At 39.8% G+C, this 21,797-nt stretch carries 16 protein-coding genes; 9 read left to right on the plus strand and 7 right to left on the minus strand.

The window, feature by feature from the left end:
• Positions 1 to 213: 213 nt before the first annotated feature.
• From prfB to HUW48_RS19590, 3 genes are all read right to left on the minus strand, one after another.
• A protein-coding gene (prfB, locus tag HUW48_RS19580; RefSeq protein ID WP_182412548.1) for a peptide chain release factor 2 occupies positions 214 to 1,291 on the minus strand; the annotation gives its coding sequence in 2 pieces (ribosomal slippage) (positions 214 to 1,230 and positions 1,232 to 1,291; 1,077 coding nt in all).
• Between the two features lie 173 nt (positions 1,292 to 1,464).
• The gene (locus tag HUW48_RS19585) at positions 1,465 to 2,529 is read right to left on the minus strand and encodes a branched-chain amino acid aminotransferase (protein ID WP_182412549.1); all 1,065 of its coding nucleotides are present in this window, start codon (positions 2,527 to 2,529) and stop codon (positions 1,465 to 1,467) included.
• A 199-nt stretch (positions 2,530 to 2,728) separates the two neighbouring features.
• The gene (locus tag HUW48_RS19590) at positions 2,729 to 3,277 is read right to left on the minus strand and encodes a cob(I)yrinic acid a,c-diamide adenosyltransferase (protein WP_182412550.1); all 549 of its coding nucleotides are present in this window, start codon (positions 3,275 to 3,277) and stop codon (positions 2,729 to 2,731) included.
• A gap of 534 nt (positions 3,278 to 3,811) precedes the next feature.
• Here HUW48_RS19590 and HUW48_RS19595 point away from each other — a divergent pair.
• Complete coding sequence (locus tag HUW48_RS19595; protein WP_182412551.1) at positions 3,812 to 5,791, plus strand: transglutaminase domain-containing protein; 1,980 nt, start codon at positions 3,812 to 3,814, stop codon at positions 5,789 to 5,791.
• A gap of 4 nt (positions 5,792 to 5,795) precedes the next feature.
• Positions 5,796 to 7,739, plus strand: a complete 1,944-nt coding sequence (locus HUW48_RS19600; RefSeq protein ID WP_182412552.1) for a DUF3857 domain-containing protein — start codon at positions 5,796 to 5,798, stop codon at positions 7,737 to 7,739.
• A gap of 235 nt (positions 7,740 to 7,974) precedes the next feature.
• Here HUW48_RS19600 and HUW48_RS19605 read toward each other — a convergent pair whose 3' ends face one another.
• Both HUW48_RS19605 and queA read right to left on the minus strand, forming a co-directional pair.
• Entirely contained in the window at positions 7,975 to 8,658 is a 684-nt protein-coding gene (locus tag HUW48_RS19605; RefSeq protein WP_182412553.1) for a 2-C-methyl-D-erythritol 4-phosphate cytidylyltransferase, read from the minus strand.
• Between the two features lie 124 nt (positions 8,659 to 8,782).
• Positions 8,783 to 9,829, minus strand: coding sequence for a tRNA preQ1(34) S-adenosylmethionine ribosyltransferase-isomerase QueA (queA, locus tag HUW48_RS19610; RefSeq protein WP_182412554.1), 1,047 nt, complete (start codon positions 9,827 to 9,829; stop codon positions 8,783 to 8,785).
• Between the two features lie 120 nt (positions 9,830 to 9,949).
• Between queA and HUW48_RS19615 the strand changes: the two genes are divergently transcribed.
• The 6 genes from HUW48_RS19615 (at position 9,950) to HUW48_RS19640 (ending at position 18,382) form a co-directional block, all read left to right on the plus strand.
• Complete coding sequence (locus HUW48_RS19615; RefSeq protein WP_182412555.1) at positions 9,950 to 11,197, plus strand: ABC transporter permease; 1,248 nt, start codon at positions 9,950 to 9,952, stop codon at positions 11,195 to 11,197.
• A gap of 407 nt (positions 11,198 to 11,604) precedes the next feature.
• The gene (locus HUW48_RS19620) at positions 11,605 to 12,468 is read left to right on the plus strand and encodes an LOG family protein (protein WP_182412556.1); all 864 of its coding nucleotides are present in this window, start codon (positions 11,605 to 11,607) and stop codon (positions 12,466 to 12,468) included.
• A 193-nt stretch (positions 12,469 to 12,661) separates the two neighbouring features.
• Entirely contained in the window at positions 12,662 to 13,303 is a 642-nt protein-coding gene (locus tag HUW48_RS19625) for a hypothetical protein (protein ID WP_182412557.1), read from the plus strand.
• Positions 13,304 to 13,390: 87 nt separating this feature from the next.
• Entirely contained in the window at positions 13,391 to 14,308 is a 918-nt protein-coding gene (locus HUW48_RS19630; RefSeq protein WP_182412558.1) for a lytic transglycosylase domain-containing protein, read from the plus strand.
• 465 nt (positions 14,309 to 14,773) lie between these two features.
• The gene (gene uvrA, locus HUW48_RS19635) at positions 14,774 to 17,671 is read left to right on the plus strand and encodes an excinuclease ABC subunit UvrA (RefSeq protein WP_182412559.1); all 2,898 of its coding nucleotides are present in this window, start codon (positions 14,774 to 14,776) and stop codon (positions 17,669 to 17,671) included.
• Positions 17,672 to 18,085: 414 nt separating this feature from the next.
• Positions 18,086 to 18,382 (plus strand): hypothetical protein, encoded by a 297-nt coding sequence (locus HUW48_RS19640; protein ID WP_182412560.1) that lies wholly within the window; start codon positions 18,086 to 18,088, stop codon positions 18,380 to 18,382.
• A 182-nt stretch (positions 18,383 to 18,564) separates the two neighbouring features.
• On the opposite strand, the gene HUW48_RS19645 is transcribed toward HUW48_RS19640, so the two are convergent.
• The gene (locus HUW48_RS19645) at positions 18,565 to 19,185 is read right to left on the minus strand and encodes a DUF4142 domain-containing protein (RefSeq protein ID WP_182412561.1); all 621 of its coding nucleotides are present in this window, start codon (positions 19,183 to 19,185) and stop codon (positions 18,565 to 18,567) included.
• A 74-nt stretch (positions 19,186 to 19,259) separates the two neighbouring features.
• On the minus strand, positions 19,260 to 20,039 hold the full coding sequence (locus HUW48_RS19650) for an enoyl-CoA hydratase-related protein (RefSeq protein ID WP_182412562.1): 780 nt from the start codon (positions 20,037 to 20,039) through the stop codon (positions 19,260 to 19,262).
• Positions 20,040 to 20,365: 326 nt separating this feature from the next.
• Between HUW48_RS19650 and HUW48_RS19655 the strand changes: the two genes are divergently transcribed.
• Positions 20,366 to 21,775 (plus strand): DUF6056 family protein, encoded by a 1,410-nt coding sequence (locus HUW48_RS19655; protein WP_182412563.1) that lies wholly within the window; start codon positions 20,366 to 20,368, stop codon positions 21,773 to 21,775.
• Positions 21,776 to 21,797: the final 22 nt, after the last annotated feature.

The raw sequence follows: 21,797 nt of genomic DNA on the forward strand, positions 1-21,797 counted from the left end.
GTAATTTATATATAGGTTCATTGAATATTTTTTAAAGTTCTGGTATTTGGCTTAGACACTTTTAAAAATTATGTCTTTATAGTTAAATACCTAATAAAAAAGGGCTTTAATTAAAGCCCTTTTTTATTATACTTATTATAAGATTAAACTAATGTGAAGAAAATTTATTTTAATTGAATAGTGAAAAGATTAAGTTTTTTTAATATAAATAATTTAGCTCTGCATCAAAAAAGCCTTAATATACTCATCTAAATCCCCGTCCAAAACGGTTTGCACATCGGTTCGTTCGATACCTGTACGCAAATCTTTAATCAATTTATAGGGATGCAGAACGTAGTTCCGGATCTGAGAACCAAAATCGATGCGTTTTTTCGTACTTTCCAGTTTATCGCGTTCCTCGTTGCGCTTATCTACTTCTATCTGGTACAATCTGGAGCGTAGCATATTGATAGCGTGCTCCTTATTCATGAGTTGCGACCGCTCTATCTGGCACTCTATAATAATACCTGAGGGTTTATGCTTCAACCGTACGGCCGTTTCCACTTTATTTACATTCTGTCCACCAGCTCCCCCTGACCGGAAAGTATCCCACTCTATATCAGCTAGATTAATATCGATTTGGATAGAGTCATCTACTAGGGGGTAAGTAAATACCGATGCAAAGGAAGTATGCCGCCGCCCTCCGGAATCGAAAGGAGAAATACGTACCAACCGATGAACGCCAATTTCTGATTTCAGATAACCATAAGCAAAGTCGCCATTAATTTCGAGCGTTGCCGATTTAATACCTGCTCCATCGCCTGCCTGGTAGTTTAATTGGCGTACCTGGTACCGATGACTTTCGGCCCACATAATATACATGCGCATCAGCATCTCGGCCCAGTCCTGGCTTTCGGTACCACCCGCTCCAGGATTAATCTCCAGAATAGCGCTTAGCTGATCTTCTTCGTTGCTAAGCATGCGCTTAAACTCTAATTGCTCTACTAAAGCTAAAGTATCGGCGTATTCCCGGGTAATATCTTCCTGCGAAACATCCCCTTCTTTATAAAAATCAAATAATACTTCCAGATCAGCCAACCGGGTTGCTACTTCTTCAAACTGGTCGGTCCAGATTTTAATTGATTTAATTTCTCTTAAAATGGCTTCGGCTTTTTTAGAATCGTCCCAAAAACCCGGAGCAGTGGTTTGCTCTTCGGTTTCCGTTACCTGTTCTTTCTTGGCATCGTAGTCAAAGATACCTCCTCAAAGCCTCTACGCGAGCTTTTAAATCTTTAATTTGTTCTGCAGTCATAGTTAGGTGATAAGTTTTAAGTAATAGGTAATAGGTGTTAAGTTTTAGGTTGCGATTGTAATTTAAATTGTAGTTAAATTACCAAGTAGTAAGAAAATAAAAAGGTTGTAAGCCGTAAGCGGTAATAAAACTTAACCACTTACTACTTACAACCTGTTACTTATACTTTAATACTAAATCTGAACCATCCAGCCGTGAGTATCCGCAGCTTTGCCCGTGCGAATATCATCTAAAGCCTGTCCTAATTTCGGAGAAAATTTACGAGTTTCTACCGCAGGTAAATCATAATCCTGGCCTTGATAACCAATAGTAACAATTTGCGAAATAACAGCAGCTGTACCACAACCGAAAGCTTCTTGTAATGTACCTTGCTGAATGGCTTGCATTACTTCTGCTACCGATATTTTGCGCTCTTCTACCGTTATACCTTGATCTTTGGCCAGTTGCAAGATACTATCGCGGGTAATGCCCGCCAGAATAGAAGTACTTAAAGCTGGTGTTAATAAAGTATTATTTATAATGAACATTAGGTTCATGGTACCCGATTCTTCGAAATATTCGTGGGTTTTACCATCCGTCCAAAGTAACTGGTGATAACCGGCTTCGAAAGCTTTTTTAGCGGGCAATAAAGAGCCAGCGTAGTTACCGGCCGCCTTCGCAAACCCAAAACCTCCTTCTACCGACCGTACATACGTTTCTTCTACTTTTACGCGTAAAGGAGCCGAATAGTACGCGTTTACCGGACAGGTAATAATAGCAAAACGGTACTCGGTTGCTGGCCGAACTCCCAGGAACTCGCCGGTTGCGAACATAAAAGGCCGGATATACAAAGCGCTACCCGCTGCCGAAGGAATCCAATCAGCATCTAGGCGTAATAATTCGGTTAAACCCTGCATAAACAGCTCTTCGGGTAAGCTTGGCATGCATAAGCGCTCCGCCGAAAGATTTAGCCGATCCAGATTGGCTACCGGACGAAAAACAGATATATCACCCTGCTCATTTTTATAAGCTTTCATGCCTTCAAAAATTGCCTGACCATAATGCAGGGCTGGGTTAGCCGGACTTACTTTAAAATCAGCAAAGGGAACAATAGTAGGCGTTTGCCACTCACCGTTAGCATAATCAATAACCAGCATGTGGTCTGAAAAAACTGCCCCAAAATCAAGGTTAGCAAAATCTACGGAAGATAACCGAGACGCGGTAGTTTTCTGGATCTGGATCGTCTGCGTGTCGAGCATAAGAAAAAAAATTAAAAATGAATTATTATTGATCGATTATAAAATAGTTACGTCTTTTATAACGGATACACACAGCAAAAGTAATAATTTTTTGGAGAAAATACTGATTTCAGGACAATTACCTGGCGCCTAGGGAGACAAGTATGGTGTAGTTGGCAGGCAATCCTAACCTTAAATTATCCTTTTACACTAGTTCTTCTTACACGCGCGGTTTCCAAGGTAGCTCTTCTACCTTAAGTTCATGCGCCATCTGGCGGCTTAGCATAAATAGATAATCAGAAAGGCGGTTTAGATATATAATTATCATTGGTTCCACAAACGATTCTTCCTGCAAGGCAATTACTAAACGTTCGGCACGCCGGCATACGCAACGAGCTAGGTGGCAAAACGAAACTGCTGGATGCCCTCCAGGCAAGATAAAGGTTTTTAAAGGGGGAACAATCGCATCTATAATATCCATTTCCTGTTCTAAGCGGGTTATATCCGTTTCGTGTAAGTCAGGAATTTTCTTTTTAGCTTTTTCGGGGTCAGATGCTAACAACGCACCAATGGTAAACAATCGATCCTGAATTTCCTGCAATAAGTTTTTACGCAACTCATTTACCGGCTGGTCGCGCACCAGTCCTATATACGAATTTAATTCATCTACCGTGCCATAAGATTCAATACGCAAATGCGATTTTCGTACCCGCGTACCACCAATTAAACTGGTTAAACCCTGGTCGCCGGTTTTGGTATATATTTTCATAAGTAAATAATCCTTCAAAAATTAATTTTTGCTGAGAGAGTAATTCAAGATTATGCGCCTCTCACTTTAGTAAAAACTTTTTGTGTTTTAGTAAATAGTCAAAGGTAAAGGTAAGTGAATGCTTACTCCTAACTTAGCTAAACAATTAAATTTTATCCGGCTACCGTTTTGCCCTTTTTAACTGTTCTTTTCTCCTTACAATTACTAAACCGCATTTTACCGCACAGTGGCTAAATGCATCTAGCAATTACCAAAACTTGAGAAATGCTTTTACTTTGGAAATGCTTCTATAATTTCCAATTCTCTTTACTTTTTCCAAACACAAAAACAAGGCAAAAAGGAGCCTTAGTTAATACGCTAAAACAGCTCTTGTTTAGAAGTACCAATTTTTAATGTGAGGTACTAATTCACATAATAAAAATTGCTAAATACTTCTCACTATTGGCATGATATTTATTTATTTAAATATTTATATATAAATAACAAACATCTATCCTAATAATTTCAGTCTATTTATCAATACAAACAATCCATATGGCAAAACGTCTACCTTTTCTGCTAATTTTATTTTTTGGTAGTTCTTTCTGGTCTTTAGCGCAGACTCCCGTTGAAATTCCCAAATTCGGCAAAATTGATATTAAAGATTTCGAAAAATCTTCTTACAAAGCAGACACCAGCGCAAGTGCGGTAGTATTATTTGATGTAGGAGAATCAAAGTTTTCCGTAGATGCTTCGGGCTTGGTTCTATATTCTGACCACCATGTACGTATCAAAATTCTTAAAAAAAGCGGTTACGATTGGGCCACCGAAACTATTCCCCTTTACGGCAGTTCAAATGCTGACCGGGAGGTAGTAATGAATTTAAAAGGAAATACTTATAATTTGGTTGATGGTAAAGTTGTAACGGATAAGTTACCGAAAGAAGCCATTTTCACCGAAAAAGAAGATGATTTCTGGACTAATCAAAAATTCTCATTACCAAATGTGAAGGAAGGTTCTATTATAGAATACAGCTACCGGATTAAATCGGGTTATTTCTTCGACTTTCCTAACTGGACTTTCCAGCGAACTATTCCCGTTTTGTACAGCCAATACGAAGCAGAATTTCCGCAATATTTCGATTACAAAAGAATTACCCAGGGTTACGAATCTTTTTACATTGCTAAATCAGAACCCATAAATGTAAATCTGTCTGCGGCCTTAGCTACTTCTGGTACCCGCTATATCTGGGCCATGAAAGATGTGCCTGCCATTGAAGAAGAACCTTATATGAGCAGCATTAAAGACTACGTTGCCCGAGTTGAATTTGAATTAGGTCAAATAAACCTGCCAGGCGATTTTACACGGCCCATCAATAACAGCTGGGAAAAAATCACGAGCAATTTACTGGAAAGTGAGAATTTTGGCGGCCGTTTGAAAAAAGGTTCGGTGGTAAAAAATTTAACTGCTCCTATCCTAGCGCAACACTCTGAACCATCTAAAAGACTAGAAGCAATTTACGATTACGTGCGTTCTAATTTTAAATGGAATGAGGCAACCCGGCTTTCTGCTAGTCAGAGCTTTAATAAATTAGTAGAAAAGAAAGTAGGTACTTCCGCTGATATTAATCTACTCCTCACCTCTATGCTCAAAGAAGCAGGCATTGAAGCAGATCCAGTTATCTTAAGTACTCGTGGTCATGGCAAAATTAATCCCTATTATCCTAGTCTAACTAAGTTTAACTACATCATTGCTCATGCTAAAATTGGCGACAAAGAATATTTATTAGATGCTACAGAGCCAATGGGAACGTTAAATGTATTACCAACGCGTTGTTTAAATGAAGTTGGCCGCTTAATATCGGCTAATAACTCTGACTGGGTAGTACTACACTCCGGGGTTAAAGATTCTTTTGTTCACCATTCAAAATTAAAAATAAATCAAGACAACTCTATTAGCGGAGAAGTACATGTTATCCGAAACGGCCTGAATGCCTTAGCCTATCGGAAGTCTATCTCTGAGGATGGTGAAAAGAAGTACATTGATAATTTAAAGAAAGCCGCCGATCTTTTTGAAATTAAAAATATTAATCTCAAAAATACGAATCCCTGTTCCGAACCGCTTATTATAGATTATGAGATAGCCACTACGGGTCAGGCGCAGCCTTCTAATATTATCTACTTGCAGCCCCTTCAGAATGGAGGTACAAAAGCCAACCCATTTAAGCACGATACCCGCAAATTCCCAATTGACTTTACTACGACTATTGACCAAACCTATATGTATACTTACACTATTCCGGATGGTTATACTGTAGAGGAGCAACCGAAAAGCGCCAAGGTATCTTTACCCGAAAACGGCGGAAGCTTTATTTATAGTGTAACTACTATAGGTAATACCATAAATGTGCTGAGCAAAGTAGTAATAAACCGGCCTCAATTTTTGGCAGAAGAATATCCATTCTTAAAAGAATTCTACAATCAAATTGTAGCTAAGCAATCGGAGCAAATTGTATTAAAGAAGAATGCGAACTAAGCAGATGAAAGCTACAATCCATAGGCAATCGGGCAGAACGCTTTTTATTGCTCTGATTATTTTACTTCTTACTAAATCATTCGGCTATGCAGGTGATAGTAAATTTGAAGTAAGTAGTATTCCAGCCGCTTTACGCGAAAATGCGAATGCTGTTATTCGTTTGCATGAAACAACATTTACCGTATCAGGGCCGGGCAAAGCCGTTCAGAAAGTACATTATGTAGTTACCGTATTTAATGAGAAAGCCCAGGATTACAGAATATGTGGGGTTCCTTACGATAAATTTGTAAAATTCGGGTATTTAAAAGGCAACTTATATGATGCGAGTGGCAAGCTAATTAAAAAGCTAAAAAACTCTGATTTGCAGGATATCTCTACTACTTCTAATGGTTCTTTGTACGAAGATAACCGAGCAAAAGTGGCTGGCTTTGAAGGCACCCAATATCCTTATACCGTGGAGTTTGATCAGGAAGTAACTTTAAACGGCATTTTAGGTTACCCGAATTGGATGCCTCAAAATGAAGAAAATATTGCGGTAGAAAAAGCCACTTTTCAGGTAAGCTTACCAGCAGCGATGGAACTTCGGTACAAAGAAGTTAACATCTCTCAGGGAGTAGCAACGAGCACCGAAGCGAACCACAAATTATATACCTGGTCCTTAGCAAATGTACCAGGTAAAGAATTAGAACCATTTGGTTTACCTGCCGAGAAGTTAATGCCGGTAGTTTATACCGCTCCCAACGAATTTGAATTAAACGGTTCTACGGGCAATATGAAGACCTGGCAAGCCTTTGGCCAATGGTATTATAATTTAAATAAAGACCGGGATATTTTACCAGAAGCAACTATAGCTAAGTTAAAAGAATTAGTAAAAGATGAAAAAGATGCAACAGGTAAGGTCAGGAAATTATATGATTATCTCCAAGCCAATACCCGGTACATTAGCATTCAATTAGGTATTGGTGGTTTACAAACCTTTGAAGCTTCTACGGTAGATAAAAATGGCTACGGCGATTGTAAAGCTTTAACAAATTACATGAAAGCTATGCTCAAAGTAGTTGATATTGATTCGTACGCCGCATTGGTTAAGTCAGGTAGAAGTGAATCAAATATTCTCACTGATTTTCCGAGCGACCAGTTTGACCATGTAATTTTAAGTGTTCCTTTACCAAAAGATACACTCTGGTTAGAATGCACTAGTCAAACAGAATCTATGGGTTATTTAGGAGGTTTTACCGGTGACCGGCATGTGCTGCTTATAACACCTGAAGGTGGCCAATTAGTAAAAACTCCTACTTATAAGGCGCAGCATAACCTCCAGCAACGTACCGTTTTGGTTGATCTCGACCAGAACGGTAATGCTACGGCTGAAGTAAATACTACCTATAAAGCTTTGCAGCAAGATGAAGTAAGCAATGTTCTGCTGGAAACAACAGACAAGCAAAAGAAATGGCTGTACGATAATATGTCCTTAGCGAACTTTACCATTAATAAATTTGAGTTTAAAACTGAAAAGAACAAGATTCCGGCAGTAAACGAGAAGGTATTACTACAAGCGAATAAATATGCCACCACTAGTGGAAAAAGGTTATTCTTAGAAGTAAATATGCTTAACAAAATACGGCACGTACCTCCTAAATTGGACGATCGTCAATCGGAAGTTGTCCGTATGATGGCTTACTGTGATTCAGATACGATTCACTATAATTTACCCACTGGCGCCTTTACAGTGGAACATTTACCAGAGAAAATTTCGGTAAAATCTCAATTTGGTGAATACACCGCCTCTGTAATTGCCAGCAACAATGCGCTTGTGTATACGCGTAAATTACAAATGAATAAGGGAACCTATCCTAAAACAGCTTACTCCGAGCTAATTGATTTTTATAAAAAAGTTGCAACGGCAGATAAGATGCGGGTAGTTTTAGCAAATAATAAACCCCAATAACAAAATCGTAAAAACAGGGAAGCTAGTTCCCGGTTAAGGAACTAGCTTCCCTGTTTTATAAACAATATATCCGGGTTATTAATCATCAGAAGAAGTTGCCTATAAGCCATAATGCAGGGATTAAGCATTTCTAGCGCCAAGTTTAAACAGTACTTTAAACCAGCCATATTCGTACTGAACTTTTTAATTTCTCATTAATCCAAAATCGTTTTTTCCGGACGTGATTGTATTCTCTCTACTTACCTGATTGCAAGAAACTTTCTGCCCATAATAGATCCTCGGGTGTAGTAATTTTCACGTTTTCATAAGCGCCGGGTACCAGGTAAATTTTTTCACCCAACCGTTCTACTACTGAAGCATCGTCGGTGAAGGAGGATTCTTCGGGTAATTGATAAGCCTGGCGAAGCAAAGAAAGTTGAAAACATTGGGGCGTTTGTACAAGACGATACTGATTGCGGTCAAGCGCTCGACTACTACCTTCACTTACTATCCGGATAGATTCTTTTAAAGGCACCGCCACTACCGCATTACCTTTTTCAGCGGCGACAGTAAATGCTTCCCGGATAATAGAAACTGGAACAAACGGTCGAACGCCGTCATGTACGGCAACTACTCCCTCACCCATAATAACTGCTAAGCCATTTTTAACCGAAGCAAATCGCGAGGCTCCTCCTTCCACTACCTGATGCGGCAAAGTAAAAGCATGTTCCGCGCAGAGCTGCTGCCAGAAAAAAATCTGATCAGCTGGTAATACCAGTACTATTTTTATATGCGGATTGTAGAGGTGAAATCGTTGGATGGTATGCATTAAAATTGGCTGGCCACCAATAGAAAGAAATTGCTTAGGCAATTGACTTTGCATGCGGGTACCCGAGCCCCCGGCTACCAAAATGGCGTATTCCTGATTATTAACCAACATAAGGCCAAATATACTAAAACAAAAAACCCGCTGGATAAACAACCAACGGGTTTTCAGAAAAACTATTTTATTATTTAAATACCAGAATCTGGTAGCTAACGCCTAATATCCAAAATCCAAAATTCTAGATAACCAGCATTGCATCGCCGTAACTAAAGAAATTATATTTCTCTTTTACGGCTACGTTGTAGGCTTCCATAATTAACTCATACCCGCCAAAAGCGGCAGTCATCATAAGTAAAGTAGACTCGGGCATGTGGAAGTTCGTGAGTAAAGCATTCGCAATCCGGAAATCGTGCGGCGGGAAAATAAATTTATCGGTCCAACCCTCGTTAGGCTTTAACCTACCATTGGCCGACACTGAAGATTCTAAAGCCCGCAAAGTAGTAGTTCCAATGGAGCAAACGCGTTTCTTATTATCTAAGGCTTGGTTTACTAATAGGGCAGTTTCTTCGGGAACAATAAAACTTTCCGAATCCATCTTATGCTTGGTTAAATCTTCCACATCTACCGGACGGAAAGTTCCTAAACCTACGTGCAGCGTAACCGGGGTTACATTTATACCTTTAAATTCCAGGCGCTTTAATACCTCTTTAGTAAAGTGCAGACCAGCGGTTGGGGCAGCTACTGCTCCTACGTGCTTGGCATAAACCGTCTGATAGCGTTCTCGGTCTTCGGGTTGCGCTTCGCGCTTAATGTATTTCGGCAATGGCGTTTCGCCGAGTTCATTAATGGTTTTATAAAATTCCTCGTCGGTGCCATCAAATAAAAATTTAATGGTACGGCCCCGGGAAGTAGTATTATCAATTACTTCGGCTACCAGGTCGCTTTCACCGAAGTATAGCTTATTACCCACCCGAATTTTACGGGCCGGATCTACTAAAACGTCCCACAGGTGAATATCCTTATTTAATTCGCGCAGTAAAAATACTTCTATTTTCGCGCCGGTTTTTTCTTTGTTACCGTACATCCGGGCCGGAAACACTTTGGTATCATTAATTACCATAGCATCACCGTCGTCAAAATAATTTAAAATCTCTTTAAATATTTTATGTTCTATCTTGCCGCTACTGCGGTTCACTACCATCATGCGGGCTTCATCGCGTTCTTTGGCCGGGTGCATAGCCAAAAGATTAGCGGGCAAGTCAAATTTAAATTCAGAAAGCTTCATATCTACTAATATACTATTTAATATTACGGTATTAAATTTTAAAAACGAGGCGCAAAGTTAGTAGGTTTGCGGCAAATATTTGTATTTTTAAACAAATTACTTCTAAAGCTCCTTTAGCGAATGATTTACCTGCGGCTCATTTTGGAAAGTTTCCGGTTTGCTTGGCAAGCTTTAAAATCAAACTTGCTGCGCACCATTCTTTCTTTGCTCGGCGTTACCATTGGTATTTTTGCTATTATCTCGGTTTTTACCATTGTCGATTCTCTGGAGCGCAGTATCCGCAACAGCATGAACTTTTTAGGTAATAACGTAATCTACGTGCAAAAGTGGCCTTGGTCGTTTGGCGGCGAGTATCCGTGGTGGAAATATTTTCAAAGGCCCGCTCCCAATATTCGCGAGTTTAAACTTTTAGAAAGACACTTGGAGAATGCGCAGGGAGTAGCTATTTTCTGGGATACGGGTAATAACACTTTAAAATACCGTAACAATAACATTACCGGCATTAATTTAATGGGGGTGTCGTACGCGTATAATTTGGTATCGGATATGCCTACTGCCGAAGGGCGTTATTTTACCACTCAGGAGATTGATGCCTCGCGTAACGTAATTATTATTGGTGCTACCATTGCCGAAAATTTGTTCCGGAATCAAATCGCCATTGGCAAACCCATTCGGATAAAAGGTCAGAAATTTACGGTAATTGGCGTAATGGAAAAGCAAGGCGAAAACATGCTCGGCGCTCCTACTAACGACAAAAATGCTATTATTCCGTATGGGGCTTTTAGTAAATTATTTGCCATTGGCCGAGGCGGCGTAGAGCCAACCATTGCAGTAAAAGGCTTGGATACCGATCCTGGCTTGCTGGAACTGGAATATGAACTGAAAGGCGTTATGCGCAATATTCGCGGTCAGAAACCGCGCCAGGAAGATAGTTTTGCTTTAAATCGTCCCGAAATGGTAGCTGAAGCTATTTCCAGTCTATTTAAAGTAATCGGAGTAGCAGGTTGGGTTATCGGGGGTTTTTCTATTTTAGTGGGCGGCTTTGGTATTGCCAATATAATGTTCGTATCCGTAAAAGAACGCACCAATATTATTGGAATTCAAAAATCATTGGGTGCTAAAAATTACTTTATTCTCTTCCAGTTTTTATTCGAGTCAGTTTTTTTAAGCTTAATCGGCGGCGGCGTGGGTATTTTTATTGTATTCCTGATTACACTTATTCCGCAGGACGCTTTAAAACTTTTGCTGAGTTTAGCCAATATTTCTTTAGGCTTAGGCGTATCGGTGGTAATTGGCGTACTATCAGGTATTATACCAGCGGTACTAGCCTCCAACCTCGATCCGGTAATTGCGATTCGTTCGAAGTAAAAGGAGAATATTGAACAATTTTACTATTCTTTTATCGAATCGAACATACTTCCCTTCACTTAATCTGCTCCTGCCCTATTAGTTAACCTTTTTTAATACCAGAAGATAAATAAAGAGCAAGCTGCCTTCTTATAAATTAGTTAATAAATAGCTGAGTCCTGAAAATAAAACTGAAACCGTAAAACTTTTACTAAAGTTTTATTTAACTATCTATTAATACTCTTCCCTGCAACATTTCCTCGCCATTCTAGTTTTAATACATTAGCTTAACCTAACCTAAGCCTATTAAAAGCAAATAACTGGCTATTTAAACAAGTATTTAAATCAGCTATTATTTTCTAAAACCAAATATATTTATTTAACTATGTTAGCAGGAATATTTGTTCCTGTAAGATTTTTATTCACCTATGACTAAACTTCGTAAAACCAGTAAAACCAAACTCCACGAAGAAACCGTTAACGAAGGTAGCGGCCAAACCATTATTCAACCGGAGATTAACGATAATAAAGCTAAGTCGGTTAAAGAAGCAAAACAACAGGCTTTAAAAGACAATCGCACCATTTCCGACGACGATAGTAAAATCCGGCGTGCCTTCGTAGATAAAGATTGGAACGAAATCCGGATTGCCGATTCGTGGCAGATTTTTAAAGTAATGGCCGAATTTGTAGAAGGCTTTGAGAAACTTTCCCGCATTGGGCCCTGCGTGTCTATTTTTGGTTCGGCGCGTACGAAGCCCGAAAATCCGTATTACAAAATAGCCGAAGAAATTGCCGCCAAGCTCGTGCGCCACGGTTACGGCGTAATTACGGGCGGAGGGCCCGGCATTATGGAGGCCGGCAACAAAGGCGCTCATTCTGAAGGTGGCAAATCGGTGGGCTTAAACATTGAATTACCTTTTGAACAATCGCACAACATTTACATTGACCACGACAAAATTCTTGATTTTGATTATTTCTTTGTGCGGAAAGTTATGTTCGTAAAGTATGCCCAAGGTTTTGTGGTAATGCCCGGCGGCTTTGGTACCCTCGACGAACTATTCGAAGCGATTACTTTGATTCAGACCAAAAAAATTGGCAAATTCCCGATTATTCTGGTAGGCAAAAAATACTGGCAGGGCTTATTCGACTGGATTGAAGACGTAATGCTGCACAGTGAAAATAACATCAGCCCGGAAGATTTAAATTTGGTGCACCTGGTTGATAATGCCACCGATGCGGTTAAAGTAATCGACGACTTCTACGGTAAGTATTTACTATCACCGAACTTCTAATAAGTAAAGAGACAAAAGTATCAAGATATTAGATATTAGACTTTTGTGGGTATAAGTAACAGTATATAAATGCAATATTTTGTTGATCTCGACATCCAGTATATTAAACTAGTTTTGTCCAGTTACTTAAGATAAATCAAGCTATATAAATAAATAGCTAATAAGCTTATAGTTCTCAGAATTTAAAATATAAATGAAGCTATCAAACTTTTACTTGCTTATAATTATATTTTTTATTCAAGAATCTTCTTCAGTTTTAGGACAAGATAAAACTAATACCCAGTACAAATTCTATGATTTCAACATTAGTTTAGAACTTCAACATTATCCTTTTCCATTTATTAAAAAAGAAGATCTTGCCAAAGTTGATAAAAACAAATTAGGACAGGATAGTGGATGGCTTTATGTTATTCAAAATGAAGGGCGTTATTATGATGAAGCGGCAGATAAGCAGATTGATTTTGAAAAAAATCATCTTTATGTTATTCAATACGTGCATTTAACTGATACCAACTTACCTGACTCTATAAATATTGTTAAGGAAATTGTAGATACTAAGAAAATTAAGCTTACACCGGCTCAGCAAGATATTATTTTTGGATTAACAAAAAACCTCTTTCGACTAGATGATAAACCTAATATTTCTCCGGATAAAACACCATCTTCACCACCAGTAGACGGCAATGTAGCTATTGTTAATTTTGATTTGAACGACAGAGGAAGCAGTTATAGAATTGTTATTTCTCCCAAATTTCTTGACAACAAAGAGTACCTAAAACTTTATAAATATTTAGAAAATTTAAAAACTCATCCTAAAACACCACCGACACGCTAATTACAATTAAGTAAAAACCTTTAATAATCAGAACCAACCTCTGAAGAACCGGGTTGTTAAAACTCCGAACTAGTAAAGATATTACGCATGGCATACCTCACTCCTTACTTCAAATACTTATTTTTTCTGGCTTGTTTGTTAGGCGTAGTAAATTTATGCAGCCAGCAGGTAAACCCCAATCAGCTAGCTAATTTGGGGCATCGGCCTTTTCCATTACCTAAAAGCTTAACGTTTGCCGGCGAACCCGTACCCTTAGAAATACCCGACGTAGCCGAACGTTTGGACCGGGAACTACAATCAAATGCGTACTTCCATTCAAATGTTTTACTCGCTTTAAAACGCATGCAGCGCTCCTTACCCGAAATGGAACGATTGCTGGAAGCAAACGGCTTACCCGCCGATTTTAAGTACGTAGCTCTGGCCGAAAGTTTACTCGGTAATGTTATTTCACCGAAAGGCGCTGTAGGGGTCTGGCAGTTTATGCCGCCTACGGCCCGGGAATTAAAGCTAACCATTAACAACGAAGTAGATGAGCGGTATCATTTCGAGAAATCGACCATTGCGGCCAGTAGTTACTTTAAAAAAGCAAAGCAACGCTTCGGTTCCTGGACTAACGCTGCCGCCTCGTATAACCGGGGAATGGGAGGTTTACAAGCGGCTCTTAAAACTCAAAAAGTTACTTCTTACTACGATTTGTACCTGAACGAAGAAACCTCGCGGTATGTATTCCGGATTTTAGCCTTAAAAGAAATAATGGAAAACCCTAAGCGCTATGGTTTTGACCTGATGCAAGCAGATGCTTATCCTCCGGTACCTATTCGTTCTATAACCATAAACTCTACCATAGAAGATTTACCACAGTTTGCCTTGGAACAAGGTATTAATTATAAAACCTTACGATTACATAATCCGTGGTTGAAAGGGTACAAATTAACGGTAGCCGATACTACAGCCATTTACTCTCTGCAACTTCCGCAGGCCCCGGTAAACTCCGCGCGTGATTAAGATAGCTACTTGGAAGCCAGCATTTTTAAATTTTAAGTTTATTTGATAAGCAGATATTGCTGTTTGCGAAGACACAAACCATGGCGCTGAATGCCACTAGGCGGGAAAATCAGTGGTTCTGTTCATGGGCAGCGACAACATTGTCCACTTTAGTGAAAGTCTTATTCTATTCTAAAGCTGTAATTCTGATGCCGCAGTTTGTGTCTTCACAAACGGCTTTTAGCAGGTTTTCGCCATGCTAGTCAGCTAGTTCCTGCCGCACATAAACAAGCCTCAATCCCGGCTAATTTCCAACATTAAAAAATAAAAATTTAAGAAAATGAGGATAGCCGCCTCTACTTTACGCCTACAGAACAACGCATTTAAATTAAACTAAAAGGGCTGAAAATTAGTTAAGATAAGATTAACCTTAACCTGCTAATACGCTTGTTTTTGCGTATCTTTGCGGATTAATTAAGCCCTGCAATGGCCTCAAAAAAAGAAGCAAATTCCCTTATAGATAATGGTACCGCTACGGCGGAAACTACCGAAACTACCACTACTACCGAAGCACCTTTAATTGAAGTTTATGGTGCTCGGGAGCATAATTTAAAAAATATAAGCCTGCAGATTCCGCGCAATAAGCTGGTGGTGTTTACCGGCATTAGCGGCAGCGGCAAATCGTCGTTGGCCTTTGATACTATTTACGCCGAAGGACAACGCCGCTACATGGAAACCTTCTCGGCTTATGCCCGCTCTTTTTTGGGTGGCCTGGAACGGCCCAACGTAGATAAAATTGAGGGTTTGAGCCCGGTTATTTCCATTGAGCAAAAAACAACCAGCCGCAACCCACGCTCTACAGTTGGCACCATTACCGAAATTTACGATTTTCTGCGTCTGCTCTATGCCCGCACCGCCGAAGCTTTTAGCTACGTAACCGGCGAGCGCATGATCCGGCAGTCGGATGACCAGATTGTGAATCACATTCTCGACAACTTTGATAAAAAGAAATTGATTATTCTGGCTCCGGTAGTAAAAGGCCGTAAAGGTCATTACCGGGAATTGTTTGAGCAAATTCGAAAAATGGGTTTTGTGCGCGTACGCGTAGACGGCGACTTAATGGAGTTGGTGCCCAAAATGCAGGTAGACCGTTACAAAATTCACGATATTGAAATTGTTATTGATAAAATAATTGTAAATACCGAGGACCGTTACCGGATTTCCAGTTCGGTACAAAACGCCTTAACGCATGGCAAAGGCACCGTAACAATTCTGGAGCCGGATACCAACCAAACATACTTCTTTTCGCGGCATTTAATGGACCCGGCTACCGGCATTGCCTACGACGATCCGGCCCCCAATACCTTTTCGTTTAACTCCCCTTACGGTGCCTGCCCCACCTGTAATGGTTTAGGCGAAATTCAGGAAATTACCGAAGAATCCATTATTCCGGATAAAGGGTTAAGTATTAGTCGCGGTGGGATAGCTCCCCTCGGCGAATTCCGTGATATCTGGGTATTTAACCAAATTCAAACCATCCTGAAGCAAAACAAGCTGAGTATTTCCACGCCCATTCAGGACATCCCAGCTTCGGTATTGAACCAATTACTCCATGGTATTGATGAAGATATAATCGTAAAAGCCAAAGGTCAGAACTTTATCACGCAGTTCGAGGGTATTATTAATTTTCTGCGCAAGCAAATGGATTCTGATTCAGATGCTATTCGTACCTGGATTAATGAATATACCCAAACCAGCGTGTGCCCTGAATGCCAAGGCTACCGACTCAAAAAAGAATCTTTACATTTTAAAATTGATGGTCTGCATATTGGCGAATTGGCGCAGTTCAATATTGGTAAATTAGCTGATTGGTTTCAAAACCTGGAAGACCGTTTAAGCGACCGTCAAAATTTAATTGCCCGCGAATTACTCAAAGAAATCCGGAAACGCATTAAGTTTTTACTCGATGTAGGTTTGGAATATTTGAACTTACACCGCTCAGTTCGTACTTTATCGGGCGGCGAGTCGCAGCGCATCCGGCTGGCCACTCAAATTGGAACGCAGTTAGTGGGGGTGTTGTACATTATGGATGAACCCAGCATTGGCTTACATCAGCGCGATAACGAAAAACTGATTAATGCCCTCAAAAACCTCCGCGATATTGGTAACTCGGTAATTGTAGTAGAACACGATAAAGACATGATTCTGCACGCTGATCACGTTTTAGATATTGGTCCGGGTGCGGGAATTCACGGGGGCCATATTGTAGCCGAAGGATCACCTACTGAAATATTTAATTCCGGCAGCCTGACTTCGCAGTATTTAAGCGGCCAGAAACACATTGAGGTACACACTGAAAAACGGCCCGGCAACGGTAAATTTTTAGAATTGAAAGGATCGACCGGGCACAACCTGAAAAATCTCTCGGTAAAATTTCCGTTGGGTAAATTAATTGCAGTTACGGGTGTTTCGGGTAGCGGTAAATCTACGCTTATCCACGATACTTTATACCCTATTCTGAACAAGTACTTTTTTAACGCGAAACGCGACCCCTTGCCTTACAAGGCCATAGAAGGATTAGAGCACATTGATAAAGTAATTGAAGTAGATCAGTCGCCCATTGGTCGTACCCCACGTTCCAACCCAGCTACTTACACCGGAATTTTTACGGATATCCGGGCTTTATTTGCCCAATTACCCGAAGCCAAAATCCGGGGCTATTCGGCGGGTCGTTTTTCATTTAATGTAAAAGGCGGTCGCTGCGAAACTTGCGAAGGAGCCGGTATGCGCACCATCGAAATGAATTTTTTACCAGATGTGTATGTACCCTGCGAAACCTGCAAAGGCAAGCGTTACAACCGCGAAACGTTAGAAGTACGCTTTAAAGGAAAATCGATTACCGATGTATTGGACATGACGGTAGAAAAAGCAGTGGAGTATTTTGATAACCAACCCCGCATTTTGCGGAAGATTAAAATATTACATGAAGTAGGATTGGGCTATATTACTTTAGGTCAGCAAGCCACTACCCTATCGGGCGGCGAAGCGCAACGGGTAAAACTAGCAACTGAATTAGCTAAAAAAGACACCGGTAAAACATTTTACATTCTGGATGAACCCACCACCGGATTGCATTTCGAAGATATTAAGCATTTATCGGATGTAATCCACCGGCTCGTAGACAAAGGCAATACTGTATTGCTCATTGAGCACAATTTAGATATGATTAAAGTGGCCGATTACATTATTGACATTGGCCCGGAAGGCGGAGAACGGGGCGGTACTATTGTAGCACAAGGCACACCCGAAGAAGTAGCAGCCAGCGATAAGGGCTATACTGCGCGTTTTCTGCGTGAGGAACTGCGCACCAGCCAATACATTTAATATGACGGAGTTAAGTCCTATAAAGGCATGGGAATACAGTACCTTTTCATATCACCGTAAGTCAATCTTTCAAATCCTTCCCCCAACCGGGAAGGATTTTTTTATGGCGCTTAAGTTCCTCATTGTAAACACTATTATTAATTTTGTCTTATTACTTTAAATTTCCCGCAATTAAAACAGATTTTTCCGGGCTAAAACTCCTATTATATTTTATTGTAAATCAATAACTTATTCACTATCTTATACTGAATAAGTAAAATGTGATACCTATTCTGGTTATTGCAGGATAAAAAATAAAAATTAAATCCAAAAAAAGTTTTCTCCGTAACAGTTAAGAATTTACTTTGCAGTATAACTTTCAAGTAAAAATAATTACACTTCCGTCAGACTATATTGTTGAGGAGAAACGCTGAGATGAAGGACACGACCCAGTTAAATTTAATCACCACAGATAGCGGAGAGCTTTATGTGGTTGATCATTTGGATCAGGTAGCATTAGGTATTTTAGCCAACGATGATGCTACTTCCAATCCGGCTTTTATACCTACTACTTACTCGGTTTATAGAACCGTAATGGAAAACGAGTATTTACTGGAAATTACAAAATATAATAGCGACGAAGATACTTTAAACACCACTTATAAACTTATTCCGGAAGAAGAGGTGACGCCTTACCTGGATAACGGTAATCATAACGTACTATTTTACTAAAAGAGCCATAAACGTACTATTAATTAAACCTTGGTAAGCTTCTAGATTAGGTAAAGGAGTTCTATTTTTTTAAGAAGTTACCAATGTTTCTTCTAAGTAGTTACTCTAAATTTAGTAAATAAAAAGGCCGAAGCTACTTTCAAGCTTCGGCCTTTTTATTTACTAATTCACGTTTACTTCGTTTACTTAGACACTTTAGCGTTTGCTTTTTGCGCCATTTCTAAGTGCATTTTTAAAACAGGAAGCGTTTTAGAAGCAAATCCTTTAACATCGGCATCTTCGTTTTTCGAAGCTTCCTCAAATTCAGAAATATCTTTCTGATGATCTTCAACCATCATGGTCATGTAATGCTTATCAAAATCCGCTCCCGACATTTTCGACATGGCATCCACATGCTTTTGGTGTTCCGCAATCAATTCTACAGGCAGAGTTACATTTTTAGAAGCCGCCAGCGTTTTTAGTTCTGCATTTGCTTTACTATGGTCTTCTACCATTTTCTGACCGAATGCTTTTACATCGGCGTTACTGGCTTTTTCCTGGGCCAGTTTACCTAACGTTACTTCCATCATACCACCGCTAGCCGCTTTCAGCATAAAATCATTAGCTGACTGGTTGGTTGGCGTAGCATTCATATTAGAGCTGGCCGTAGTATCCGAAGAAGTCATGCTACCGGAATCAGCACTGGAAGAAGCATCTGTTGAGGTTGCATCAGTTGCGTTTTCGGAGTTGCTTTTGTTGGAGTTACAGCCAAAGCCTGTTATTAAAGCAAAGGCAAGCAGGCTGCCAATAGTTAATTTTCTCATAGTTTTATTCGGTTATACAATTTTTTAACTCTATACGCAGCAATTTTTATTACGTTTTAGGAGCTTTACAATAACTAACTCCCCGTAAAGTTAGCTGTTCTTTTTTCCAGGAAGGCAGTTACACCTTCCCGGAAATCAGCAGATTGTCCGGCAATTTCCTGGCAATGCGCTTCGTAATCGAGCATTTCGTTTAGCGTTGCGCTACCCGACTTTTGTATCATTTTTTTAATTAAACCAATGGCTTTAGTAGGAGCAGCGGCATACCGTTCGGCTAATTGTTGAACAGTTTTATCCAGCGCTTCGGCGGTTACTACCTGGTTGACCAAGCCTAATTCTAAAGCATCGTGCGCCGTAATTTTGGTACCAAGGGTACATAATTCAAAAGCCTTTAAGCTTCCTACTAAACGCGGCAGAAAAAACGAAGAACCTGAATCGGGCACTAATCCAATATTTATAAATAACTGACTTAAACTTGCCGCTTCAGAAGCAATTATCATATCGCAGGCTAAAATCAAGGAACAACCAGCCCCGGCCGCTACTCCATTTAATTTGCCAATAATTGGTTTTGGTAATTCCCGCATAGCCCTAATTACAGGATTATACCGTTTATGCAAAGAATCTGCTAAAGACTGGTTCTCCAATTGGGAAGCTTCTTTTAAGTCCTGGCCCGAGCAAAAAGCTTTACCATAACCTGTAAAAACCAGCACCCGGATTTCGGGGCTTCGGGTAATCTGTTTTAAAGCATCTTGTAACTCATAAGTAAGCTTTTCATTAACGGCATTATAAACCTCAGGCCGGTTTAAAGTAATAGTGGCAATACCATTGACTAGTTGAAGCAGCAGTGTTTCGTACATAAGAAATTCCAGGAAAGTTATCAGTGCAAGGATTTAAATCTACTTATTTCAGATTTAATTAACATTGGTTTTCAGATATTTCTATAATCTTATAAGCAAGTTTTTATAAAAAATAAATAGAACGGATTAAAACCAAACCTGTCCTACACTTTCAGTTAGGTACGAGAATTTCTGTTTACTAATAATGTACTTGGCGTGTTTAAATAAAAGCTGAACAGTTGTAAAATACCTTTAAACCTAATCAACCCACTTTTATAAAATCACTTACTTCTTAATCCTGCAAAATTGCTTTAGATTTGCCCGAACTTAAGGAAGCAGTTTGCGGCATGTTTTATTCATTACTAGCTAATAAATTAAATCGATTAGTAAGCGTAAATGGTGCTTTACTCGTACTCGGTTTAGCGTTGCTGCCTTTTTTGCTTTTAGCCGCTTTTTGTCACCCATCGGCCGATGATTTCTGGCTAACTAACCTGGTTATAGCGAAAGGACCCTGGCAAGCTCAATTAGCCATTCGGCAAAACTGGAGTGGCCGGTATACGGCTATGTTTTTGGGCAGCTTTAATCCTCTGGTTTATCGCTCCATTGCTTTATACAAAGTATTACCCGTTATTTTCCTAATACTTTTAACTGCCGGTTTGTACAATTTTGTTAAGGTTCTGAGCCATTCTGGGTTCTCCCGAAAAATTACGTTAGCCTTCGCGTTACTAATATTGATAATGTATCTTCACCAGATGCCTACAGTAGCTCAAACAATTTACTGGATGTCCGGAGCTATTACGTATCAATCGGCCAATATCCTGTTATTGTATTTACTTATTCTTCTGATTCGTTATTACCAGCCGTTTCCGGGTAATCATACTCTATTACGCAAGTTGCTGATTACTTTATTAGTAGTGGCTGTTATTGGTTGTAACGAAACCAGTATGGCAATGCTCGTTTTTCTGTTAGTTTGCTTTTTTTTACTTTTTACTTACCAGCACCGTACAATTAATTATTTTTTGCTTTGGTTGCTAGTAGTAGCGACTGCCGCTTGCAGCTTGGTTATTTTTGCCCCGGGTAATAGCGTGCGGGAGCATGAATATTCTTTACGACACGATTTCTGGTATGCGGCCGGACATGCCTTGGTAATTCCCCTGAATAATGCGCTTAACTGGCTCCTAAACTCCCCGCTACTTTTAATAAGTGTTTTACTTTTTCCGTTTGCTGGCAAATGGTTGCCCAAAGCTCAGCTTTTTCCAAGGGTTCATCCGTTGCTGGCAACGCTTATTTTGTACGGGTGTTTAGCTAGTGGCTATTTTGTGGCTTATTGGAGCAAACATATGCCTGCTCCGCCCCGGGTACAAGACACCATTTTTTTCGTTTTTTTAATTGGCTGGATGCTAAATCTGGTAATTTGGTCGCAGTACTTGCGCCAAAGGTATGAACTACCTCGCTTACCGAATTATATTACCAGTATGCTACTTACCTGGGGAATGCTTTTTCTTTTTTTTAGTAAACAGTCTAATATTCAGGTAGCTTATTCAGATTTACTTTCGGGTAAGGCGGTACGCTATAACCAGGAGATGCAAACCCGGTATGTAACTTTAATAACCAGTAATTGTCAAGTGTGCCCAATTAAAACGGTTAAAAACCGGCTACAAACTATATTTTTTGAAGAAGTACCTGCCGATACGTCTTGGGAGAACACCTATTACGCTCAATACTTTGGCAAGAAATTACTTTTAATTGCGGAGTAGCTTGAGCCAGAAAGTATTTACT

Origin of the sequence: Adhaeribacter radiodurans (assembly GCF_014075995.1) — a bacterium.
Classification (GTDB): domain Bacteria; phylum Bacteroidota; class Bacteroidia; order Cytophagales; family Hymenobacteraceae; genus Adhaeribacter; species Adhaeribacter radiodurans.